This is a genomic window from Rhodococcus (subgen. Prescottella) equi, assembly GCF_003013675.1.
Lineage (GTDB): Bacteria > Actinomycetota > Actinomycetes > Mycobacteriales > Mycobacteriaceae > Prescottella > Prescottella equi.
Genome location: NZ_CP027793.1, coordinates 4,730,736 through 4,755,247, shown reverse-complemented (window position 1 = coordinate 4,755,247; position 24,512 = coordinate 4,730,736). Strand labels below are relative to the sequence as shown.

The 24,512-nt window shown below is 71.2% G+C and carries 1 protein-coding gene; it reads left to right on the top strand.

Going from position 1 to position 24,512, the window contains the following annotated elements:
* Positions 1-85: 85 nt before the first annotated feature.
* Positions 86-24,505 (top strand): non-ribosomal peptide synthase/polyketide synthase, encoded by a 24,420-nt coding sequence (locus C7H75_RS22000; RefSeq protein ID WP_233281812.1) that lies wholly within the window; start codon positions 86-88, stop codon positions 24,503-24,505.
* Positions 24,506-24,512: the final 7 nt, after the last annotated feature.

The window sequence follows — 24,512 nt, the reverse complement described above, 5'->3', positions numbered from 1 at the left end:
CAGACGACGGTGGCGCGAGCCACCGTGGCGAAGCGAACCTCCTTGGGGGCGATACGTGGATTCACCCGAACCTCCCGATCCTCACATGACCGGCGTCGAGGCGTCCCCGCGCCGGTTCCCACTGTCGGAGGCGCAGCGCGCGCTGTGGTTCGCGCAGCAACTCGCGCCCGACGTCCCCTTGTTCATCGCGCAGTACGTCGACATCCACGGCCCCCTCGACATCGACCGGCTACGGGCGGCGAACGTGCGTGCGGCCCACGAGTTCGAATCCCCGTTCCTGCGGGTCGTGACCGTCGACGGTGATCCGATGCAGTACGTCGACCCCGCCCGGGACACGTCGATCGAGCTGGTGGACCTCCGGGCCCACATCGACCCCGTGGCAGCGGCGCACGTGTGGATGCAACGCGAGATCGCCACTCCGGTCGACCTGTCGGTGGACCGTCTCGTCCAGACCGTCATCCTCCAGGTGGGCGATCGACATTTCTTGTGGTACAGCAGAAGTCACCACATCGCACTCGACGGCTACGGCGCGGCGACCATGCTCTACCGCATCGCCCACCTCTACACCGCCGCGGTGGAGGGACGCGAACCGGATCCGCCGGCCGCGACCGATCTGAGATCCCTCCACGACATCGACGAGCGTTATCGGGCGTCGGATAGACACGATACGGACCGGGCGTACTGGGCGCACCGACTGGACGGCGTCCGCGGCGTGACGCTCGTGGGTGCCGGTGCGCCCGCGGTGGCCGAAAGTCGGCTCGTGACATCGCCGTTGTCGAACCGGGCGATGCGTAGGCTCGAACGGTCCGAGGACGGACAGGGGCCGGACGCCTCGGCCGCGGCGCGCATCATCGCCGCGTTCGCCTGTTTCCTGAGTCGCACGACGGGCAGCCGCGACGTGGTCGTGGACATCCCCGTCTCGGCGCGCACCACGGCCGTACTGCGGCGGTCGGGCGGGATGACCGTCAACCTGGTGCCTATCCGGGTCGAGATGCGCGACGACGACACCGTCGGCGCCCTCGTCGGCCGGGTGCAGGTCGAACTGGTTGCAGCGCTGCGACATCAACGATGCAGTCGCGCCGACATCCAGCGCGATCTCGGAACGGATCTCACGGCGCCGATCGTCAACGTGATGTTCTTCCATCCCGAGATCGTGATGGATTCGCTGGAGACGGAGTTCCACATCATCACCTCCGGTCCGGTGGACGATCTGCTGGTCAACGTCTACCAATCCGGCACGCCGGTAAGAACGTTCGTCGACTTTCGGGCCAACCCGAATCGGTACACGGCAGAGATCGAGGCCTCCCACCACCGGCGCTTCCTGGACTTCCTGGAACGATTCGTCGCCGCGGATCCGCAGCGGTCGCTCGCGGAGGTGCACCTGGGCGCCGCCCCGGCCCCCACATCGGCCTACCCGACGCCACTCTCCGTCCGGTCGGAGCAACCCGCGCCGTCCGAGCAGCGTGAACCGGACGCGGACGACGTCACCGACCAGGTGATCGTGGACGTCTTCACCGAGGTTCTGCACGCGAACCGCCCGGTTCGGCCGGAAGACAGCTTCTTCGATCTCGGTGGCGACTCGCTGGTGGCCACCAAGGTCGTGGCCCGGTTGAACGCGGCCCTCGGCGTGACGCTTACGGTGCGCGATCTGTTCGAGGCACCCACCGCGCACCGCCTCGCGGGGCACGTCGGCGCGTCGAGGGAGACGGACGGAGCGACGGACGCACCGGTGCCGCTCCTGCCACTCGCGCGCCCGGATCGACCGGCGCGACTGCCGCTCTCACCGGCGCAGCAGCGGATGTGGTTCGTCAACCAGCTCGACACGGGTTCGCCGGTGTACAACATCGCGTTCGCGGTGACCTTGACCGGACAGCTCGACGTCGCGGCACTGCGCGCTGCGATCGGTGACGTCGTCGAGCGTCACGAGGCGCTGCGCACGGTGTTCCCGGTGGATGCCGAAGGCCCCCACCAGGTGATCGTTCCCGCCGAGTCGGCCGTGCCGGACGTGACACCGGCGGCCGCGGAACGGCACGAGGCATGGGAGCAGATTCGCCGAGTGTCGGTGGCGGGATTCGATGTTCGGGAAGAACCTCCACTGCGCGTGCAGCTGTTCCGGCTCGGGCCGGAGGAACACGTACTGGCGGTGGTCGTGCACCACATCGCGGCGGACGGGCAGTCCGTGTCGCCGCTGGCGCGCGACGTCATGGTCGCGTACGCCGCGCGGCGGGCGGGCGGTCCACCCCGTTGGACCCCGCTGCCGGTTCAGTACGCCGACTACGCGCTGTGGCAACGCGACATGCTCGGCGACGAGCGCGACGGCCGGTCGGTCGCCGCCCGCCAGCTGCAGTACTGGACGGCCCGGTTGGCGGACCTTCCGCCTGCCATCGCGCTGCCGCACGATCGCCCACGCTCCGCGACGATGACGACCCGCGGGGCAACGGTCACGCTCGACGTCGGCGCGGACACGCACCGGCGACTGCTCGACCTGGGGCGCGAGTGCGACTGCACGCTGTTCATGGTGCTCCATGCCGCGTTCGCGGCGCTGCTGGCGCGCCTCGGAGCGGGGCGGGACGTCGCGATCGGCACCCCGGTGGCGGGACGGACGGTCCCGGAACTCGACGAATCGGTGGGCATGTTCGTCAATACTCTGGTGCTGCGCACCGACGTCGACCCGGCGTCCACGTTCGTCGAACTGCTGGCGGGTGTCCGCGACATCGACCTGGCGGCCCTCGCCAACGCGGACTTGCCGTTCGAGCGCCTCGTCGAGGAACTGGCGACCGACCGCTCACCGGCGCACGCCCCGCTCGTCCAGGTGCTGTTGGAACTGCAGACGGCCGTGACCACCACGGTGGAGTTGCCGGGCGTGGTCGCCGACGTGCGCGAGATCGACACCGGCGTCGCGAAGTTCGAACTGCAGTTGAGTGTGCGGGAACAGGTCGACCGGGACGGGCATCCACAGGGTCTTTCGCTGGCACTGCATTTCGCACGTGATCTGTTCGAGCACGCGACCATCACGGGCGCCGGCCGGCGTCTGCACCGCATTCTCGACGCGATCGCCGCGGACGGCGACGTCGTGGTCGGAGATCTCGAGATCACCGACGCGCCCGAACGTGCACTGTCGAGGCTGGCGCCGGACACACTCGGCGCACCGGCGACTCTCCCCGACCTGCTGGCCCGGGCGGTTGCGGCGCACCCGGAGGCGGTCGCCGTCGTCGCGGGCGCGTCCCGGCTGACGTATCGGGAGCTGGCCGACCGAACGAACCGTCTGTCCCGCTGGCTGATCGAGCGCGGAATCGGGCCGGAGTCGCGGGTGGCCGTGGCGATGACGAGGTCGGTGGACCTGCCGGTCGCCCTCGCCGCGGTCGTCGGCGCGGGGGCCGCCTACGTACCCGTCGACATCGAGTACCCGGACGAGCGCGTCGCCTTCCTGCTCTCCGATGCCCGACCGGCGTGCGTCCTCGTCGATGCCGCCGGTGCGCACCGGTTGTCGTCGGTCCCCACCGCCGTCCCGCTCGTCGATCTCGGCGCCGACGCTGTCGGAGCCGCGATCGCCGAGATGCCCTCGAACCCGGTCACCGACGACGACCGGACGGTGCGGTTGCGACCGGACGCAGCCGCGTACGTCATCTACACGTCCGGCTCCACGGGACGACCCAAGGGGGTTGCGGTGGCGCACCGCAGCGTGGTCACCTTGTTCGAGCGCACGCGGCCGCTCTTCCGGTTCGACGCGTCGGACGTGTGGACGATGTTCCATTCGTACGCATTCGATTTCGCGGTGTGGGAAATGTGGGGCGCGCTGCTGCACGGCGCGACCGTCGTGGTGGTCGATCGCGAGACGGCCCGATCTCCGCGCGACTTCCTCGCCCTGTTGCGCGACGAGGGCGTGACCGTCCTGAGTCAGACCCCGGGCGCGTTCGGGCAACTGGTCGAAGCGGTGACGAGGGGAGACGCCGGCGAACCCGCACTGCGGCTGCGGCACGTGATATTCGGTGGTGAGGTGCTGGATCCCGGGCAACTGTCGGGGTGGTTCGAGCGTCGGGGTGACACCCACCCGCTGCTGACGAACATGTACGGGATCACCGAGACGTGTGTGCACGTCACCCACTGCCCGGTGAGCGCGGCGTCCGCGTCGCACGCGATCGCGGGCGCGATCGGGAACCCGCTGCCGGGCATGGCGGTCCGCGTACTCGACGAGCGGCTGCATCCCGCGCCGCCCGGCGTGGTGGGTGAACTGTACGTCGCCGGTGCCCAGCTGGCACGCGGCTACCTGGACCGGCCCGGGCTTACCGCGGGCCGGTTCGTGGCGGATCCGTTCGGCGCCGGCACCCGGATGTACCGGACGGGGGACCTGGGCGCGTGGAGGGCCGACGGGACGCTGCGGTTCGCGGGGCGCGCCGACGCGCAGGTCCAGGTCCGTGGCTACCGTGTGGAACTCGGAGAGGTGGAGTCGGTCCTCGGCGCGGTGCCCGGGGTGGGCTCGGCCGTCGCGGTCGCCTCCGACGCGGCATCCGGCGTCCGGGTCCTCGGCTACGTGGTGGCGTCCGACGGGGTGCGGGTGGATCCGGGCGCGGTGCGCGAGGCCGCGGCGCGCACGCTGCCGGGCTACATGGTGCCGTCGGTGGTCACGGTCCTCGAACATCTGCCGATCACGGCGCACGGCAAACTCGACCGCACGGCGCTGCCCGCTCCCGAGGACACCGATCGTGTGCTTGTGGCGCCCCGTGACCCCGTCGAGGAATCCGTGGCGGCGGTGGTCCGCGGTCTGCTCGGGCTCGAGCAGGTCGGTGTCGACGACGATTTCTTCGTGCTCGGCGGGAACTCCTTGGTGGCAGCACAATTGGCGTCCCGCGTCGGTGACGCGACGGGTGTCGACGTCGGGATCCGGGACGTGTTCGACGCACCCACCGTCGCGGGGCTGGCCCGCCGGGTCTCGGGGACGGACGCGGGCCCACGAGCTCGTCCGCCCCTCGTCGCGCGACCCCGCCCCCCACGGATTCCGCTCTCGCCCGCGCAGCAACGGATCTGGTTCGTCAACCAGTTCGACACGGACTCGGCGGCGTACAACATCTCACTTTCCCTGAAACTGTCGGGATCGCTCGATCGGGACGCGCTCGACGAGGCGATCGGTGACGTGGTGGCGCGGCACGAGTCGCTGCGCACGGTCTACCCGCTCGACGACGCCGGTCCCCGGCAGGAGGTGCTGCCCCCCGATCGGACCGGCCTCGGAATCGATCGCGCGGACGTCGACGACGAGGCCGACCTGCAGCAGCGGATGCGGGTCCTGATGTCGCGGGGCTTCGACGTCTCGGCGCAGGTGCCGCTACGCGCCGGTCTCTTCCGACTCGGCGACACCGAGCACGTGCTGACCGTGGTCCTGCATCACATCCTGGCCGACGGCTTCTCGCTGGGCGTGCTGGCGCGCGACCTCGTGACGGCTTATGCGACGCGGACCGCTTCGGGCGTACCGTCGCGGGCCCCGCGCCCCGTGCAGTACGCGGATTACGCACTGTGGCAGTCGGAGTGGCTGGGGGACGCCGACGACCCGGCCTCGCTGCTCGCCCGCCAGCTGGACTATTGGACGACGACCCTGGCGGACCTTCCCGCGGTGCTGGACCTGCCGTGCGATCGCGCCCGTCCCGACGTGCGCTCACAGCAGGGCGGCCGCGTCGAGTTCGAACTCCCCGCGCAGCTGCACGCACGCATCGTCGAACTCGCGCGCGCACACGACGCGAGCGTATTCATGGTGATGCACGCCGCGCTCGCCGTCCTGCTGGCCCGTCTCGGCGGCACCGAGGACGTCACCGTCGGCACCCCGATCGCGGGCCGGGGCGCGGCCGCGCTCGACGACATGGTGGGGATGTTCGTCAACACGCTCGTCCTGCGGTGCGCCGTCGGCGGCAGCTGTTCGTTCGCGGAGCTGCTGCATCGGGTCCGGGAGGCCGATCTGGGTGCGTTCATGCACGCCGACGCGCCGTTCGAGCGGGTGGTCGAGGCGGTGGATCCGCCCCGGTCCACCACGCATTCGCCGCTGTTCCAGGTGTTGCTCGAGTTCCGCACGATCGCGCGCCCGGACGTGCAACTTCCCGGTGTTCGGGTGCGCACCGTCGAATCCGACTACGACATCGCCAATTTCGACCTCCAGGTGAGCGTGGCGGAGGAGTTCGACACCGACGGCGCCGCCGCGGGCATGACGGCCGGGATCGTGTTCGCGACCGACATCTTCGACGCCCGGACGGTGCGCGGGTTCGCCGACCGGCTGCTGCGGATACTGCAGGCGGTGACGGCGTCCGCCGATACCGCCGTCGGGGACATCGAACTGCTCGAACCCGCCGAACATGCCGTGCTGGCACCGGTCCGGGGCCTGCCGGCGATCGAGCCGCGTACCCTGCCGAACCTGCTGTCGGCCGCGGCCGACAGGGATCCGAGGCGGCCCGCGCTCCGGTTCGAGGGCGCCGACGTCACCTACGGCGAGCTTGACCGGATATCCGACGAACTGGCCCGCACACTGATCGACGAGGGGATCGGTCCCGGCGCCGTGGTGGCGCTGGGCATGCCGCGGTCCCTCGACTACCTCGTCGGCGTATGGGCGGTCGCGAAGTCCGGCGCAGCCTTCCTGCCGGTCGACCCGGCGCATCCCCCGGACCGCATCGAGCTGATGCTGCGCGACTCGGGTGCGGTGCTCGGACTCACCACGGCGGAGCTGCGGGACTCGTTCGTCGACATCGTCCCGTGGCGAGCGGTCGACGAGAACGCCTTCGCGGCAATAGATCCGACCGGGCCGATAAGCGACGACGAGCGGACGGCGCCGCTGCGGTTCGACGACGTCGCCTACCTGATCTACACCTCGGGGTCCACCGGCGTCCCCAAGGGCGTCGCCGTCACGCACCGGGGACTGGCGAACTTCGCTGCCGACCTCCACGAGCGGTGTGGGACCGCACCCGACTCGCGGATCCTGCAGCTCACCTCACCCAGTTTCGACGTGTCGGTCCTCGAACTGCTGCTCGCGGTCGGCGTCGGAGCCACGCTGGTGATCGCCCCGCCCACCGTCTACGGCGGTGAGGAGCTGCGTCGGCTGCTGGCGTCCGAGCAGGTGACGCACTGCATCATGACACCGACCGCGCTGGCGATGACACCGACGGGCGCCGATTCCGACGGTGCGGCCGAGCTCGACCGCCTGACGTGTGTGCTCGCGGCCGGTGAAGCGCTGCCGCCCGACGTCGTCGCCCGCTGGGCGCGCGGCCGCACGATGATCGACGCCTACGGCCCCACCGAGACCACCGTGATCGGGACGGCGAGCGCGGGGCTGGAACCGGGCGATGCCGTGACGATCGGCGGACCCATCCGAGGCTTCCACGCCCTCGTCCTCGACGATCGGCTCAGGCCCGTCCCGGTCGGCACACCCGGCGAGCTGTACCTGGCCGGGCCCGGGCTGGCCCGTGGCTACCATCGTCGGCCCGCGCTGACGTCGGCCCGCTTCGTGGCCGACCCGAGCGGAGAACCCGGCGAGCGCATGTACCGCACCGGGGACCGGGTGCGGTGGACCGACGTCGGCACACTGGAGTACTTCGGCCGCGGCGATCGACAGATCAAGCTGCACGGTCACCGGATCGAACTCGGCGAGATCGAGGCGGTGCTGACGCAGCATCCGGCCGTGGCACACGTGGTCGCCGACGTCCGTGGCGTGGGTCGTCTCGGTGACCGGTTGGTGGCGTACGTGGTCCCGGCGGCGGGCGCCGACGTCGACACCGCACGGTTGCACGACATCGTTGCCGCCCGATTGCCGTCGTACATGGTGCCGCGCCACATCACGGTGCTGGCACGGATCCCGATGACCGTGCACGGCAAGCTCGACCGCGCGGCGTTGCCGGAGCCGGCGGTCGGCGCCGAGGTGTCGGCGACCCGTCCGCCCGCGACCCCCGCCGAGACGGCCCTCGTGCGTGTCTTCGCGGATGTGCTGGGCTTGGAGACGGTCGGGGTCGAGGACTCCTTCTTCGATCTCGGTGGCGACAGCATCATGTCGATCCAGCTCGTGGCACGGGCGAAGGCGGCCGGGCTGTCCGTGACACCGCGGGACGTGTTCGATCGCCGAACCGTCGCGGCCCTCGCGGCGGTCGCGATGTCCGACGGCGCAGCGGGCGAGTCCCTTGCCGAGCTCGACGGGGGCGGCGTCGGCGATGTACCGCTCACTCCGATCCTGGCGTGGCTGGTGCGGCGCACCGGTCGCAGGATCGGCCGCTTCGCGCAATCGGTGCTGCTGAACCTCCCGGACGGGGTGCGGGAGTCGGACCTGCTCGCGGCCGCGCAGGCGGTCCTGGACCGCCACGACATGCTTCGTGCCCGCCTCGACCACGACGAGTCCGGTTGGCGGACCGAGGTTCTCCCGATCGGGGCCGTCGATGCCCGGGACGTCGTCTCCCGATACCCGGTACGGGACTTCGAGGACGGGTTCGCACGTCTCGCGGAGGCGGAACTGCAGGCGTCCGCCGATCGACTGGATCCCGCGGCGGGCAGCATGATCCGGCTCGTCTGGTTCGACGGACCGGACGGAAGCGGTCGCCTGCTCGTCGTCGTTCACCACACCGTGGTCGACGGGGTGTCGTGGCGGGTGATCGTGCCCGATCTCGCCGCGGCGTGGGCCCAGTCGGTCGACGGGCGCCGACCCGAACTGGACCCGGTCGGCACGTCGATGCGCAGGTGGGCGTACGCCCTTCGCGACACCGTCTCCGACCGGATGAACGAACTGTCCCTGTGGGAGGACGTCGTCGGCGGTGCCGATCCACCGATCGGCCGGCGCCACCCGGACCCGGATCGGGACGTACACGCGACGACGGACACGGTGCTCGTCGACGCCCCGGTCTCCGACACCGCGCTACTGCTGACGAGTCTGCCCACCGCGATTCACGGCTCCGCCCAGGACGTGCTGCTCGCCGCAATCGCACTGGCCGTCGCACGGTGGACGACGCTGCGCGGTCCGGGCGACGACGCCGTGCTGCTCGGCGTCGAGGGGCACGGTCGCGAGGAGGACGCGGTACCCGGCGCCGACCTGAGCCGGACGGTGGGCTGGTTCACCACCATTCGCCCGGTGCGGCCGGATCTTTCGGGGATCGACCTCGACGACGCGTGGGCCGGTGGGCCTGCCGCGGGGGCGGCCGTCAAACTCGTCAAGGAACACCTGCGGTCCGCTCCTCACCACGGCATCGGTTACGGGATGCTCACCGAACTCGACGGCGACGCGGGTCGTCGCCTGCGGTCGTCGCCGCAGATCATGCTGAACTATCTGGGCCGGCTCACCGTCGCGGACGGCCCCGCCTCCGGACCGGGTCCGTGGATGCCGGTGCAGGCCGGGGGTCTCGGCCTCACCCAGGACCCCGACATGCCGGTGTCCGCGACCCTCGACATCTCCGCCGGGGTGCGCGCAGGACCCGACGGCGGCGCGCTGCAGGCGTCGTGGACGTATCCGACGGGAGTGCTCGACCGGGCAGACGTCCAGCAGCTCGCCGAGCTGTGGCTGGAGGCGTTGCACGGGCTCGCCGGGTACGCCCGCACCCCCGGTGCCGGGGGACTGACGCCGTCGGATCTGGATCTCGTCGAGCTCGATCAGAGTGGGATCGACGCGTTGGAGGCGACACGGCCCCGGCTGGCCGACGTGTGGCCGGTGACGCCGCTGCAGGCGGGGCTGTTGTTCCACGCACACCTGGCGGAGGACGCGCCCGACACGGACGCGTACCTGATCCAACTGGTGATCGAGCTGCGGGGCGAGCCGGCGCGCGAGCGACTCCGGGATGCGGCGCGCAGCCTGCTCGACCGCTACCCCAACCTGCGCGCCGGTTTCGTCGACGACGCCGGCGGCGAGACGATCCAGGTGATCGAATCCGACGTCACGGTGCCGTGGCGCGAAGTCGACCTGTCGGGTGAGACGCCCGCGGACGTCGAGTCTCGTTGGCAGGCACTGGCGGCCGAGGACCGCGCCACACCGTTCGCGATGGACCGTCCGCCGCTGCTGCGTTTCACACTGGTGCGCGTCGGGCACGGGTCGTACCGGTTGCTGCTGACGCATCACCACATCCTCCTCGACGGTTGGTCGACACCGCTTCTGCTGCAACGGTTGCTGATGCAGTACGCGGCGGAACCCGACGTGACCGCGCCGTTCCCGGCCGGCGATTACCGCGACTATCTCGCGTGGCTCGCGACGCGTGACCGCGATGCGTCGGTCGCGGCCTGGTGCCGAGCACTCGACGGCGTCGCGGACCCGACGCTGCTCGTCGCGCCGGACGCGCCGGAGACCGCCGGTGCGTCAGACGATCTCGACCTGGTTCTGAGCGACTCCGACACGGCCGCTCTGACGCGCGTCGCCCGTGATCACGGCGTCACCCCCAACACCGTCGTCCAGGTCGCGTGGGCGCTCGTGCTCGGAGTCCTCACCGGGCGAACGGACGTGGTCTTCGGGGCGACGGTGTCCGGTAGGCATGCGGACGTTCCCGGGATCGAGTCGATGATCGGTCTGCTCGTCAACACGGTTCCGGTTCGGGTGCGCACGGATTCACGTGAAACCGTGGGGGAGTTGCTTCGTCGTGTGCAACGCGAGCAGGCGGCGCTGATGGAACACCACGATGTCGCACTCGCGGACGTGCAGCAGGCGGCAGGACCGGGCGCAGTCTTCGACACCCTCACGGTGTTCGAGTCGTATCCGATCGACCGCTCCGGCCTCGAGCGCGGCGCCGACATCGCCGGCCTGAGCGTCACCGCGGTGCGCGGGATCGACGCCACCCACTACCCCGTGACGTTGCGAGCCGCGCTCACCGACCGGTTGCACCTGACGGTGAAGTACCGGTCCGGCGTGGTCGACCGGGCGGACGCCGAACTGCTGCGCGCTCGCGTGCAGGCGGCGCTCGATGTGGTGACCCACCACCACGACCGGACGATCGCCCGTATCGATCTGTCGACGCCGGTCGAGCGGAAGGAATTGCTGCCGAGCGGCGGTCCCGCGTCGGCGCCGGCGCTGCTCCCGCAGATCCTCGCGTCCGGGGCCTCCGCGAACCCGGGCGGGCTCGCGGTCACCGCCGCCGACGGATCCCTCACGTACCGGGAGCTCGACGAGCGCTCGAACCGTCTCGCGCGGTCGCTGATCCGCGCGGGTGCGGGTCCCGGCGCGGTCGTGGCATGCGCGTTGCCGCGCTCGGCCGTGTCGGTGCAGGCCATGTGGGCCGTCGCGAAGTCGGGAGCCGCCTTCCTCCCGGTCGACCCCGCGTATCCGCGCCAACGTATCGAGAACATGCTCGCGGATGCCGACGTGAGCGTCGGAGTGACGTCGGCGGCGGATCGGAGTCACCTCCCGGACACCGTCCACTGGACGCTGCTCGACGATCCCGCGACTGTGGGGGCGCACGAATCGACGGACGCCGTCACCGACCGGGACCGCACCGCCCCGATCCACGTCGACGACGTCGCTTATCTGATCTACACGTCGGGATCGACCGGACGGCCCAAGGGGGTGGCGGTCACTCATCGCGGCCTGACGAGTCTGGTCGACGAGATGCACTCCCGCTACCCGATCTCGCAGGACGCGCGGTGCCTGCACGTCTGTTCACCGAGCTTCGACTTCGCGGTGCTGGAGCTGCTGCAGGCGGGTGCGGTGGGCGCCGCACTCGTGGTCGCGCCGCCCGACGTGTACGGCGGAGCCGCGCTCGCCGACCTCCTCGTCGCGCAGCGGATCACCCACATGTGCATCACGCCGGCGGCGCTCGCGACGGTCGAACCCGGCCGATTCGACGATCTGGCCGTCCTCGTGGTCGGCGGCGACGCCGTCGGAACGGAACTCGTCGCCGGCTGGGCCACGGGGCGCACGATGATCGACGGCTACGGACCGGCGGAGTCGACCATCGTCACGACGTTCAGCGCACCGCTGGTTCCCGGCGCCGACGTGCCGATCGGGACGCCCGTCCGCGGGACCGGTGTGCTGGTGCTCGACGAGTACCTGCGTCCCGTCCCGCCCGGGGTGCCCGGCGAACTGTACGTCGTCGGTGCCGGTCTCGCCCGCGGCTACCACCGGCGGCCGGGATTGACCGCCGCCCGATTCGTGGCCTGCCCCCGCGGGGCGGCCGGGGCGCGCATGTACCGCACGGGTGACATCGTGCGTCGCCGCCCCGACGGCGCCCTCGACTATCTGGGGCGCAGCGACTTCCAGGTGAAGGTGCGCGGACTCAGGATCGAACTCGGCGAGATCGAGGCGGTGCTGGTGGCCCACCCGGCGGTGGCCCACTCGGTGACGGTGGCGCGCCGTCGCGGCGCCGGCGATTCGCTTCTCGCGTCGTACGTCGTGCCGGCGACCGACGACGGAATCGACGTGGCGGAACTGACGGAGTTCGCGGCGCGCCGACTGCCGCGGCACATGCTGCCGAACGCGATCGTGGTTCTCGGTGAGCTGCCCGTCACCCCGGTCGGCAAGCTCGACCGCGACGCGCTGCCCGAACCCGACTTCGGCCGCCCGACCGCGCCCTACCGGGCGCCGCGCACTCCCGCGGAGGAGCAGGTGGTGGCGGTCTTCGCCGAGATCACCGGTGCCGACCGGGTGGGCCTGGACGACAACTTCTTCGGGCTCGGTGGCAATTCGCTCGGCGCGACGCGCGTGGTGGCCCGGATCAACCGGGCACTCGGCTCCGGGCTCGATGTGCGCGACCTCTTCGAGTGCGGCACCGCGGGACGGCTCGCGGAGCGCGCGGCGCAGCGCACGCGTGCCGAGTCGCCCGCCGGACTGCGCGGCGGGGTGCGCCCGGAGCGTCCGCCGCTGTCGTGGGCGCAGGAGCGGATGTGGTTCGTCGATCAGTTCGATCCCACGTCGGCCGCGTACAACGTGCCGATGGTGTTGCGGCTCACGGGCACGCTCGACACCCGGGCCCTGCGCGCCGCACTGACCGATGTCGTGGAACGACAGGAGTCGTTGCGCACGGTCTTCCCGTCGGGCCCGTCGGGGCCTTCGCAGGTGACCGTCGCGGCCACGGACGTCGTCGGAGATCTCGAAGCCGAGCCGGTGCGGCACCAGGACCTCGACGCCCGCATCGGCGACCTGCTGCGGGCAGGATTCGATGTGGCGAACGAGGTTCCGGTCCGGGCCCGCGTCCTCCGCCCCGACCCGGAGGTGCACGTTCTGGTCCTCGTGCTGCACCACATCGTCGCGGACGGCTTCTCGATCGCGCCTCTGGCCCGAGATGTCGCGGTGGCCTATGCGGCGCGGGTCGCCGGCCGACCACCCGGCTGGGAGCCGTTGACCGTGCAGTACGCGGACTTCGCGCTGTGGCAGCGCCGCGTCCTCGGCGATCCCGACGACCCGTCGTCGATGCTCGCCCGCGAGGAGGCGTACTGGCTCGACCGGCTCGCGGGCGCACCGCCGGTGACGACGCTGCCGTTGGATCGCCCGCGGGGCGCCCGCCGATCGACGCGCGGTGGACGTGTCGAGCTCTCGGTGGGCCCGGACGTGCACCGCGCGCTGTCCGACATTGCGGAACAACACGATTCGACGATGTTCATGGTGGTGCACACCGCGTTGGCGGTGCTGCTCGCGCGGATCGGCCAGGACCGCGACGTGGTGATCGGCACGCCCGTGGCCGGACGTGGTGAGGCCGAACTGGACGACGTCGTCGGCATGTTCGTCAACACGCTGGCGTTGCGCACCGAGATCGACCCGGCGGCGGCCTTCGGGGCCGTCCTCGCCCGGGTGCGCGACGTCGACGTCGAGGCCTTCGCCCATGCGGACCTGCCGTTCGAGCGGCTCGTCGTGCGGTCCGGTGCGGAACGGACCACGTCGTACGCGCCGCTGTTCCAGGTGCTGCTCGAGTTCCGGAACGTCGAGGCGCCCCGCCTCGAGTTGCCGGGGCTGACGGTGGAGGCCGTCGGCATCGAGGCGCGGGAAGCGAAGTTCGACCTGCAGTTCGGGATCGGCGAGCAACACGACGAACGTGGCGCGCCGGCAGGCTTGCGCGGCGAGATCGTCTACGCGACCGACATTTTCGACGAGTCCACGGCGGCCGGCCTGGCCGGCATGCTGTCCCGGTTGCTCACGGCGGTCGCGGGGGACCCGGGCATCGCGGTCGGTGACGTCGGACTGATCGACGCACCCGCACCGGTCGCCGTACCCGTGACGGCGGAGGGCACCCTGGCGGATCTGTTCGGCGCGGCCGCCGCCGCGGACCCGGACGCCGTGGCCGTCGTGTGCGGGGACGAGCGGATCACCTACCGCGACCTCGATGCGCATTCGAACCGGCTCGCCCGCTGGCTGATCGAACGGGGCATCGGGCCCGAGTCGGTGGTAGCGGTGGCGATGGAACGGACGGTGGAACTCGTCGCAGCGCTCGCGGGCATCGTCCGGGCGGGGGCGGCGTATCTTCCGGTGGACCCGGGCTACCCGCCCGAGCGCATCGGATTCGTGGTCCGGGACGCGGGAGCGCGGACGCTGCTCACCGACGCCGGATCGGCGGCCGGGCTCTCGGACGTCACGCTGCCGGAGCACACCGAGATCGTCGGTCTGGATGCCGAGGACGTCCGGCAGCGGATCGACGGCCGACCGTCGGGGCCCGTCGCCGACCACGAGCGTGTTCGCCGGCTGCACCCGGACTCACCCGCTTACGTCATCTACACGTCCGGCTCGACCGGACGCCCCAAAGGCGTCGTCGTCACCCATCGAAACGTCGTGACGCTGCTGTCCGGGGCGCGCGACGTCATCGGTTTCGACGCGTCCGACGTGTGGACGCTGTTCCATTCCTATGCCTTCGACTTCGCGGTGTGGGAACTGTGGGGTGCCCTCGGATTCGGTGGCCGGGTCGTCGTCGTGGACGGGCACACCGCGCGAGCACCCGACGACTTCCTCGCGTTGCTGGCGGCGGAATCGGTGACACTGCTCAGCCAGACGCCCTCGGCCTTCGGTCAACTCGCGCGCGCAGAAGCCGATTCGGATCGTCCCCTCGCCCTCCGCCGGGTGGTGTTCGGTGGCGAGGCACTCGACGCCACACGACTCGCGGACTGGGTGGCGCGCCGCGGTGCCGACCGCCCCGCGCTGATCAACATGTACGGGATCACCGAGACGTGCGTGCACGTCACGTGGCACCCTGTCGATGCCGCCGAGGTCGATTCCCCCCGGACCGTCGGATCGGTGATCGGCGTCGGACTACCGGGAATCGGCGTGCGTGTCCTCGACGACCGGCTGCACCCGGTACCGGTCGGTGTGGTGGGCGAGCTGTACGTGGCGGGCCCTCAGGTGGCGCGGGGCTACCTGCACCGCCCGGACCTCACGGCCTCGCGGTTCGTCCCGGATCCGTGCGTGCCGTCGCGGCGGATGTACCGCTCGGGTGACCGGGTGCGGTGGACCCGGTCGGGCGATCTCGAGTACATAGGGCGCGCGGACTTCCAGGTGCAGGTGCGGGGGTTCCGGGTGGAGCCGGGCGAGGTGGAGGCCGCACTGGCCGCGGTGCCCGGTGTCGCGGCGGCGGTGGTCCTGGCCCGCGCCGAGTCCGCGGGCGCCGATCGTCTGCTCGGGTACGTCGTCCCGGAACCGGGGCAGACCGTGACTGCCGAGACGGTGACCGACGCAGTGGGGCAGCGGTTGCCGTCGTACATGGTGCCGTCCACGGTGACGGTGCTCGGCGAGTTCCCGCTCACCTCGAACGGCAAGATCGACCGCGCGGCGCTTCCGGACCCGCGGCCGGTGGGCGGCGAGGGCCGCCCGCCCGCCACCGACGTCGAGCGGATCCTGACCGATCTGTTCGCGGATGTCCTGGGCGCCGAGTCGGTGGGTGTCGACGACTCCTTCTTCGGGCTCGGCGGCGACTCGATCATGTCCATCCAGTTGGTGTCTCGCGCCAAGGCCGCCGGCGTGACGATCACCCCGCGCGACGTGTTCGAGTGCCGCACCGTCGCCCGTCTCGCGGACGTCGCCGCGCAGCTCGACCGGCCCCGCGTCGAACTGCTACCCGAACTACCCGGCGGCGGTGTCGGCGACGTCGCCACCACACCCGTCGTGCACTGGCTGGCGGAGCGCTCCGGTGACTTCCACCGGTACGCACAGTCATTGGTGCTCGACGTGCCGGTCGACCTCGATCCGGACGCGCTGGCCACCGCCGTGGACGCGGTGCTCGACCGGCACGACATGTTGCGTGCGCAGTTGCGGCACGACGACCGCTCGCGCACGGGTAGGCGCCTGACGGTGCGTCCTCCGGGAGCGGTCGACGGACGCTCGGTGATGCGCACGGTGGCCGTCCCGACGGTGCATGGCTCCGCGTTCACCGAGGCGGCGCGGGTGGCGCTGGAGGAGGCCGCCGATCGGCTGGACCCGCTCTCCGGGAGCATCATCCAGATCGTGCTCCTCACCGCGCCCGACGGCGCTCGGCTCCTCGTCGTCGTGCATCATCTCGCGGTCGACGGAGTGTCGTGGCGGATTCTGATCCCGGATCTGGTGGCCGCGTACACCGGGGCTGTCGCGGGCCGGGACCCTGACCTCGCGCCGGTCGGCACGTCGATGCGGACGTGGGCGGACGGGCTCGTGACGGCCGCGCAGGACCGCGTCGACGAGCTCGAGCTGTGGCGGTCGATGACCGAACCGGTGGGGCCGAGTCTCGCGGTCCGGCAACTGGATCCGAACGTCGACGTCGGTGCCACCACCGATCGGGTCGAGATCGCACTGTCGGCCGAGGTCACCCGCGCACTCACGACAACCGTGCCGCGCGTGTTCCACGGCTCCGTCGACGACGGCCTGGTCAGCGCGTTGGCGCTCGCGGTGGCGCAGTGGCGGCGGGAACGCGGCGTCGACGTCGACGCCGTGGCCGTCACCCTCGAGGGACACGGCCGCGAGGATCACGTGGTACCCGGCGCCGACCTCTCCCGCACGGTCGGCTGGTTCACCACGCTCCATCCCGTGCGATTCGACCTGTCGGACACCGACCTCGATGCGGCGACGACGGGCGGCCCGGCATCCGACACCGTCGTCAAGGCCGTGAAGGAAACGATGCGCTCGATTCCCGACCACGGCATCGGTTTCGGTCTCCTCCGGTACTTGAACGACGAGACCCGGCCGGTGTTGTCCGCCCGCCCGGTACCGGAGATCAGCTTCAACTACCTCGGCAGATTCGACACCGGTGCGGGCGGTGCGTGGCTACCGGTCGAGGACGCCGAGCTGCGGGGAGTGGCCACACCCGAGCTGTCGGCGCCCGCGGTGGTCGACGTCAACGCTGCCGCGGTGTCGGGACCGGACGGCCACCGGATCACCGCGACGTGGGACTTTCCGCGCGGGCTCCTCAACCGCGGTGAGGTGGAGCGGCTGGCGCAGTGGTGGGAACGCGCGGCCGAGGCGATCGCGCGGCGCGCGGGCACACCGGGCGCCGGTGGATTCACCCCCACCGACCTGGACCTGGTCGCGTTGGATCAGGGGGCGATCGAGGTCCTCGAGGACCGCTACCCGGAACTGTCCGAGGTGTGGCCGCTGTCCCCGATGCAGCGCGGCATGATGTTCCACTCGGAACTCTCGGCCGACGCCGCCGACGCCTACCTGGTGCAGTTGGTCCTCGAACTCGACGGCGCCGTGGAGGTTCCGCGGCTGCAGCGTGCCGCGCACGCGCTGCTCGGGCGGCACGCGAACCTGCGGACGGCGTTCGTCCGCACGCCGGGTGGCGACGCCGTACAGGTGGTGCAGGGTGCAGTGGACGTGCCGTGGAGCGAGATCGACCTCCGCGAACACAGCGAGCCGGAGGCCGCCGCGCGAATGCGTGAGCTGCTCGACACGGACCGCGCGACGGCATTCGACCTCTCGCACGCACCGTTGCTGCGAATCACACTGGTGCACATGCCCGGCGGTGCCGAACGCCTGGTCGTCACCAACCACCACATCCTGTTCGACGGTTGGTCGACGCCGCTGCTGCTCGAGGACCTGTTCGCGCTCTACGCGGCGGACGGCGACCCGTCGGGGCTCTCCACACCGACCTCGTACCGCCGCTACCTGCACTGGCTCACCACCCGTGACGATTCGGTGACGTTGCGGGCGTGGACCGACGCGATCGCCGGCGCCGCCGAACCGACGCTGCTCGCCGACCGATCGGCGGCCACCGACCGGTACGTCGAGTCCCGCGATCTACCCTTCCGGCTCGATGCCGACCTGACCGCTCGGCTGCGCGTTCGCGCCCAGGACCGGGGGATCACCCTCAGCACCGTCGTGCAGACCGCGTGGGGAATCGTGCTCGGCCTCCTGACCGGTCGCGACGACGTCGTCTTCGGCGCGACCGTCTCCGGCCGGCCGCCGGACCTCGCGGGCGTCGAGACGGCCGTCGGCCTGTTCATCAACACCGTCCCGGTCCGGATCCGCCTGGACCCGTACGAGAGTCTCGGTGATCTCCTCGCGCGGATCCAGACCGAGCAGACGGCGATGCTCGATCACCACCACGCCGGACTCGAAGCCGTGCAGCGGGCTGCCGGTCCCGGCGCGGTCTTCGACACGCTGACGGTCTTCGAGTCGTATCCCCTGCGTGACGCCGACGGTTCGGGCACGGAGATCGCCGGTCTACGGGTCGTCGGTATCGACGCACGCGACTCGGCGCACTATCCGCTGAGCGTGGTCGCGGCGGTGCGCGACGGACTCAACGTGACCATGAAGTTCCGACCCGACGTGCTCCCGGAGTCGGAGGTCGCTGCCATTGCCCAGCGCCTACTGCGGGTGCTGCGTTTCCTCGCCGACGAGCCGGACCGCCGCGTCGCCGCGCTCGACTTCCTCTCGGAGGCCGAGCATCGTGCTCTCGTTCCGATGCGTACGGGACCCGGCGCCGCGCCGCGCACGCTCGCCGCGATACTCGACGCCGCCGCAGCCCGCGACGGCGAGGCGCTCGCGCTCGTCGGCGACGGCCGGGAGGTGACGTACGGGGACCTCGACCGGCGCTCCAACCGGCTGGCCCGCCACCTGTCCCATCTCGGGATCGGCCCGGAATCGATGGTTGTGCTGGGGATTGCACGATCGTTCGAGTCGGTACTCGCGGTGTGGGCGGTGGCGCGGTCGGGGGCCGCCTTCGTGCCGATCGACCCCGACTATCCGCCGGAGCGGGTGGCGACCATGCTTGCCGATTCCGGCGCGACGGTCGGTGTCACGACCCGGGAACACCGGTCCCGGTTGCCGGACACGTTGCAGTGGCTGGTGCTCGACGATCCGGGTTTCGAGCGCGCGTACGAGACGTGGCCGGCCGACGCCGTCAGCGACGCCGATCGCACCGCACCCCTGCTACTCGACAACGTCGCCTACCTGATCTACACGTCCGGCTCGACGGGACGCCCGAAAGCCGTCTCGGTCACGCACCGGGGTCTCGGCAACTACGCCGACGTGCAACGTGATCGCTGCGGGCTGTCCCCGGACGCGCGGACCCTGCACTTCTCGTCACCGAGTTTCGATGTGTCGGTGGTCGAGTACCTGCTGTGCTTCGCGGTGGGCGCGACGATGGTGATCGTCCCCCGAACCGTGTACGGGGGAAGCGAACTGACGGCGGTTCTGCGCAAACGGCGTGTCACGCACGCGTTCATCACCCCGGCGGCGCTCGCGTCGGTGGATCCCTCCGGCCTCGACGACCTCGAGTGCGTCCTGGTCGGCGGCGAGTCCTGGTCGCCGGAACTGGTGGAGGACTGGCTGCCGCAGTGCCGGATCCTGAATGCGTACGGCCCCACCGAGACCACCATGGTCGTCAACCTCGAGGAGTCCGCCGCGGATCGGCCGGCCGAGCATTCCCTCGGCCCGCCCATCCCCGGCGTCACCGAGACCGTGCTCGACTCCTGCCTGCGTCCGGTGCCTGCGGGGATCGCCGGCGACGTCTACATCGCGGGGCCCGGACTGGCCCGTGGCTACCACCGACGGCCCGGACTGACCGCGGCCCGGTTCGTCGCCGACCCGTACGGCGCTCCGGGCGACCGCATGTACCGGACCGGAGACGTCGGTGCGTGGCGGCCCGACGGAAAGCTGGAGTATCGCGGGCGCAGCGACTTCCAGGTGAAGGTCCGTGGCTTCCGGATCGAACTGGGGGAGATCGACGCCGTCCTCACCGGGCATCCCGATGTGCGGTTCGCCGCCACCCTCGGGCGCCGCGGGCCGGCGGGCGACACCATGCTGGTGAGCTACGTCGTCGCGCGCGACGGCCATCACGTACACGTCGACGAGCTGAGGCGACACCTCGCCGAGCGGGTGCCGGAGTACATGGTCCCGACCGCGACAGTCGTGCTCGACGACATCCCCCTCACCCCGGTCGGCAAGCTCGATCGGCGGGCGCTGCCCGAACCGGAGTTCGGTCTCGCCGCAACGACCTTCCAGGCCCCGACCGATCCCGTGGAGGAAGCGATCACGGGGGCCTTCGCGGAGGTTCTCGGACTGGGTCGCGTGGGAACCGGCGACAACTTCTTCGACCTCGGCGGCAACTCGCTGTCCGCGACCCGCGCGGTGGCACGACTCGACGCGTCACTGGGCGTCGACCTCGGCGTGCGGGCGCTGTTCGAGGCCCCCACTGCGGCTGCGCTTGCCGAGCGGATCGAGCACGCCGACACCGGGCCGTCGGGCCGTCCCGTGCTCGAGGTGATGCCGCGCCCCGCGGAGATCCCGTTGTCGGCGGCGCAGCAGCGGATGTGGTTCATCAACCAGTTCGACCCGTCCTCTCCCGCGTACAACGTGCCGATGGCGGTGCGCCTGACCGGGGCTCTCGACTCGTCGGCGTTGCGTGCGGCCGTCGGCGACGTCCTCACCCGGCACGAGGCGTTGCGCACGCGTTTTCCGGTGGGCGCCGCCGGCCCGATCCAGGACGTCCGCCCGGCCGCCGAGGTCACGATCGACCTCGAGCCGGTGGCGGTCTCGGGCGACGACGAGTTGACGGTCCGCACGCGCGCGATCATCGCGACGGGATTCGACGTGACGGAGCGAGTTCCGGTCGACGGCGGACTGTTCGAGTTGGCTCCGGACCTGCATGTCCTGGTCCTCGTCGCGCACCACATCGTGATCGACGGGCTGTCGCTGGGGCCGCTGTCGCGCGATCTGATGCAGGCGTACGTCGCACGGACCGCCGGTCGGCCTCCAGACTGGGATCCGCTGCCCGTCCAGTACGCCGACTACACACTGTGGCAGCGGGCGCTCCTGGGCGACGAGAACGATCCGGGCTCCCTCCGGTCGCGCCAGCTCGCCTACTGGACCGAGACGCTGTCGGGCGCGCCGGACCTGTTGGGGTTGCCGAGCGATCGTCCTCGGCCGATCCAGCAGTCCTTCCGCGGCGACCGGGTCGAGTTCGCGCTCGATCCCGGGTTGCACCGCCGGCTCCTGACGTTCGCACGCGATCACGGCTCGAGCCTGTTCATGACGATTCACGCGGCCCTGGCGGTGCTGCTCGCCCGGTTGGGGGACACCGATGACATCGTGGTCGGCACCCCCGTCGCGGGCCGCGGCGAGCGGGACCTCGACGATCTCGTCGGAATGTTCGTCGGGACCCTCGCACTCCGCACGAGAGTCGATGCGCGGCGATCGTTCTCGGAGCTTCTCGAGTCGGTGCGCAACGTCGATCTCGGTGCCTTCGCGCACGCCGACGTGCCGTTCGAGCGTGTCGTGGAGGAACTCGACCCCGCCCGTTCGACTGCGTATTCGCCGCTGTTCCAGGTCGCCCTGGAGTTCCAGAACGACGAGAGCGCTGGCGTCGAGCTGTCCGGGTTGCGGCTCGAGGGCGTGTCGATCGGCGCCGGAATGGTCAAGGAGGACCTCGAGTTCGTGCTCGGTGAGCGGTTCGACGATATCGGAGAGCCCGCAGGGATCTCCGGTGTCGTGGCGTTCGCGACCGACCTGTTCGATCGGGAGACCGTGCAGGGCTTCGCCGATCGTTTCGTGCGAATCGTCGAGGCCGCCTCGTCCGATCCGGAACGGCCCGTCGGTGATATCGGGATCCTGCACCCGTACGAACTGGCCGGGTTGGCGCCCGCGCGCGGCGCCCCGGACGCGCCGCCCCTGCTCCTGCCCGATCTGCTCGCCTCGGCCGCGCGCAATCCCGATGCCCTCGCAGTGGTGTGCGACGGCCGCGAGCTGACGTACCGGCAGCTCGACGAGGGGGCGAATCGGTTGGCTCGCCACCTGATCGCGATGGGAGCCGGGCCGGAAGGGTACGTCGCGCTGGGCCTGTCTCGATCGGTGTCGTCGGTGCTCGCGGTGTGGGCGGTGGCCAGGACGGGCGCGGCCTTCGTGCCGGTGGACCCGAACTATCCCGCGGAGCGCATAGCGCGGATGCTCGCCGACTGCGGTGCCACAGTGGGTGTCACGGTGCGATCGTGCCGGGAGCGAGTCCCCGGCTCGTTCGACTGGGTGGTGCTGGACGACCCGGACGTCGCGGAGGCCGTCGCGGCCGAGCCGGCCACCCCGATCTCGGACGCCGACCGGAGGCGTCCCCTGCGTGCCGACCACCCCGCCTACCTGATCTACACGTCCGGTTCGACCGGTACGCCGAAGGGTGTCGTGCTGACCCATCGGGGCCTGGCCGACCTGGCTGCCGAGGAGCGGGATCGGCTCCTGGTGACGCCGACGGCGCGGACACTGCACTTCGCTTCGCCGAGCTTCGACGCGTCGGTGTTCGAGACGGTGATGGCACTCAGTGCGGGAGCGACGATGGTCGTCGTGCCCCCGGACATCTACGGCGGCACCGAGTTCGCCGAGATCCTCGCCACCGGCGGGGTGACGCACGGGTTCGTCACGCCGACCACGTTGGCCTCACTGGATCCGGTGGGCCTCGAGAGCCTGCGGACGCTCGTGGTGGCGGGGGAGCCGTGTCCGCCGGAGTTGGTGCGGCGCTGGGCGCCGGGGCGCACCATGCTCAACGCGTACGGCCCGACGGAGACGACGATCATGGCGAACATCAGCGCGCCGATGAGCCCGCACCGGCCGGTGACGCTGGGCGGCCCGATCCGGGGTGTCCGCGAGGTCGTGCTCGACTCCCGCCTGCACCCGGTGCCCCGCGGGGTGGTCGGGGAACTCTACGTCGCCGGATCGGCGCTCGCGCGCGGCTACCATCGCCGTCCGGGAACCACGGCCGCCCGCTTCGTCGCGGACCCGTTCGGCGCTGCCGGAGACCGGCTCTACCGGACCGGTGACCTGGTGCGCTGGCGGACCGACGACACACTCGAGTACGTGGGCCGCAGCGACTTCCAGGTGAAAGTGCGCGGCTTCCGGATCGAGCCGGGGGAGATCGACACCGTTCTGGCGGCGCAGCCGGGCGTGGGATTCGCGGTCACGCTTGCCCGGCGGGGGCCGGCCGGCAACATGCTGCTGTGCTCGTACGTGTGTCCCACCGTCGACGCGCACGTGGACCCGGACGAGATGCGCCGCGCCGTCGCCCGTCACCTGCCGGCGCACATGGTGCCGTCGGCCGTCACGGTTCTCGATCGCGTTCCGCTCACGCCGACCGGCAAACTCGATCGCGATGCCCTGCCGCCCCCGGCCTTCCTGGCGGCGCCCGCGGTGTACCGGGAGCCGCAGGGCCCGGTCGAGACGGCTGTGGTCGACGCGTTCGCAGACGTCCTCGGAGTCGAGCGAATCGGCATGGACGACAGCTTCTTCGACCTCGGCGGAACCTCGTTGCTCGCGACCGGACTCGTCGCGGATCTGAGTGCGCGGATGGGCACGCGAGTGTCGCTGCAGGCGCTGTTCCTGAATCCGACGCCCGCGGGTCTGGCGCGCCGCCTCGAGACCTCGGCGCCGGACGACGTCGGAGCCGCCCTCGCACCGGTGATCACACTCCGGGCGGAGGGGGACGGCCGGCCGCTGTTCTGCGTGCACCCGGGAATCGGATTGTCTTGGGGCTATGCGGGTCTCGTGAGATTCCTGCCGCCGGAACGGCCCGTGTTCGGTCTGCAGCTCCCGGGCATCTCCGGGGGACCGCAGTACGCGTCCGTGGAGGCACTCGCCGCGAGCTACGTCGACGAGATCGAGGCCATCGCGCCGGACGCCGCGTGCGATCTGCTCGGCTGGTCGTTGGGCGGTGTGCTGGCGCACGCGATGGCCGTCGAGCTGCAGCGGCGCGGGCGGCCCGTCGGTGCTCTGGCCGTGATGGACAGCTACCCCGACGACGGAACCGCTCCGCTGCTCGGGCGTCTCGACCTCGCCGACCTGCTGCGCGGATTGGGACTCGAAGTCACCGCGTCGGATCTCACCTACGACGACGCCGCGCGAATGATCGACGCGCACTTCGGAACCGCCGGCGGCATCACCGGGGCGCACCTCGAGCGGATCGACGACGGCTATGCGAACTCGCGACTGCTGGTGCACCGCTACGTGCCGCAGGTGTACGACGGCGATCTGCTGGTGTTCCCGGCCCTCGGCGACGGTGACGGGGACCGGCGATCTGCGCAGGAATGGCGCCCGCTGGTCACCGGCGACATCGACGAGCACCCCGTCGACTGCGGGCACAACGACATGGTCGAGGGCGAGTCGCTCGCGGTGATCGGGCCGGCGCTGGCCGCATACCTGGATCGGCGGGACTGAGCCTCCG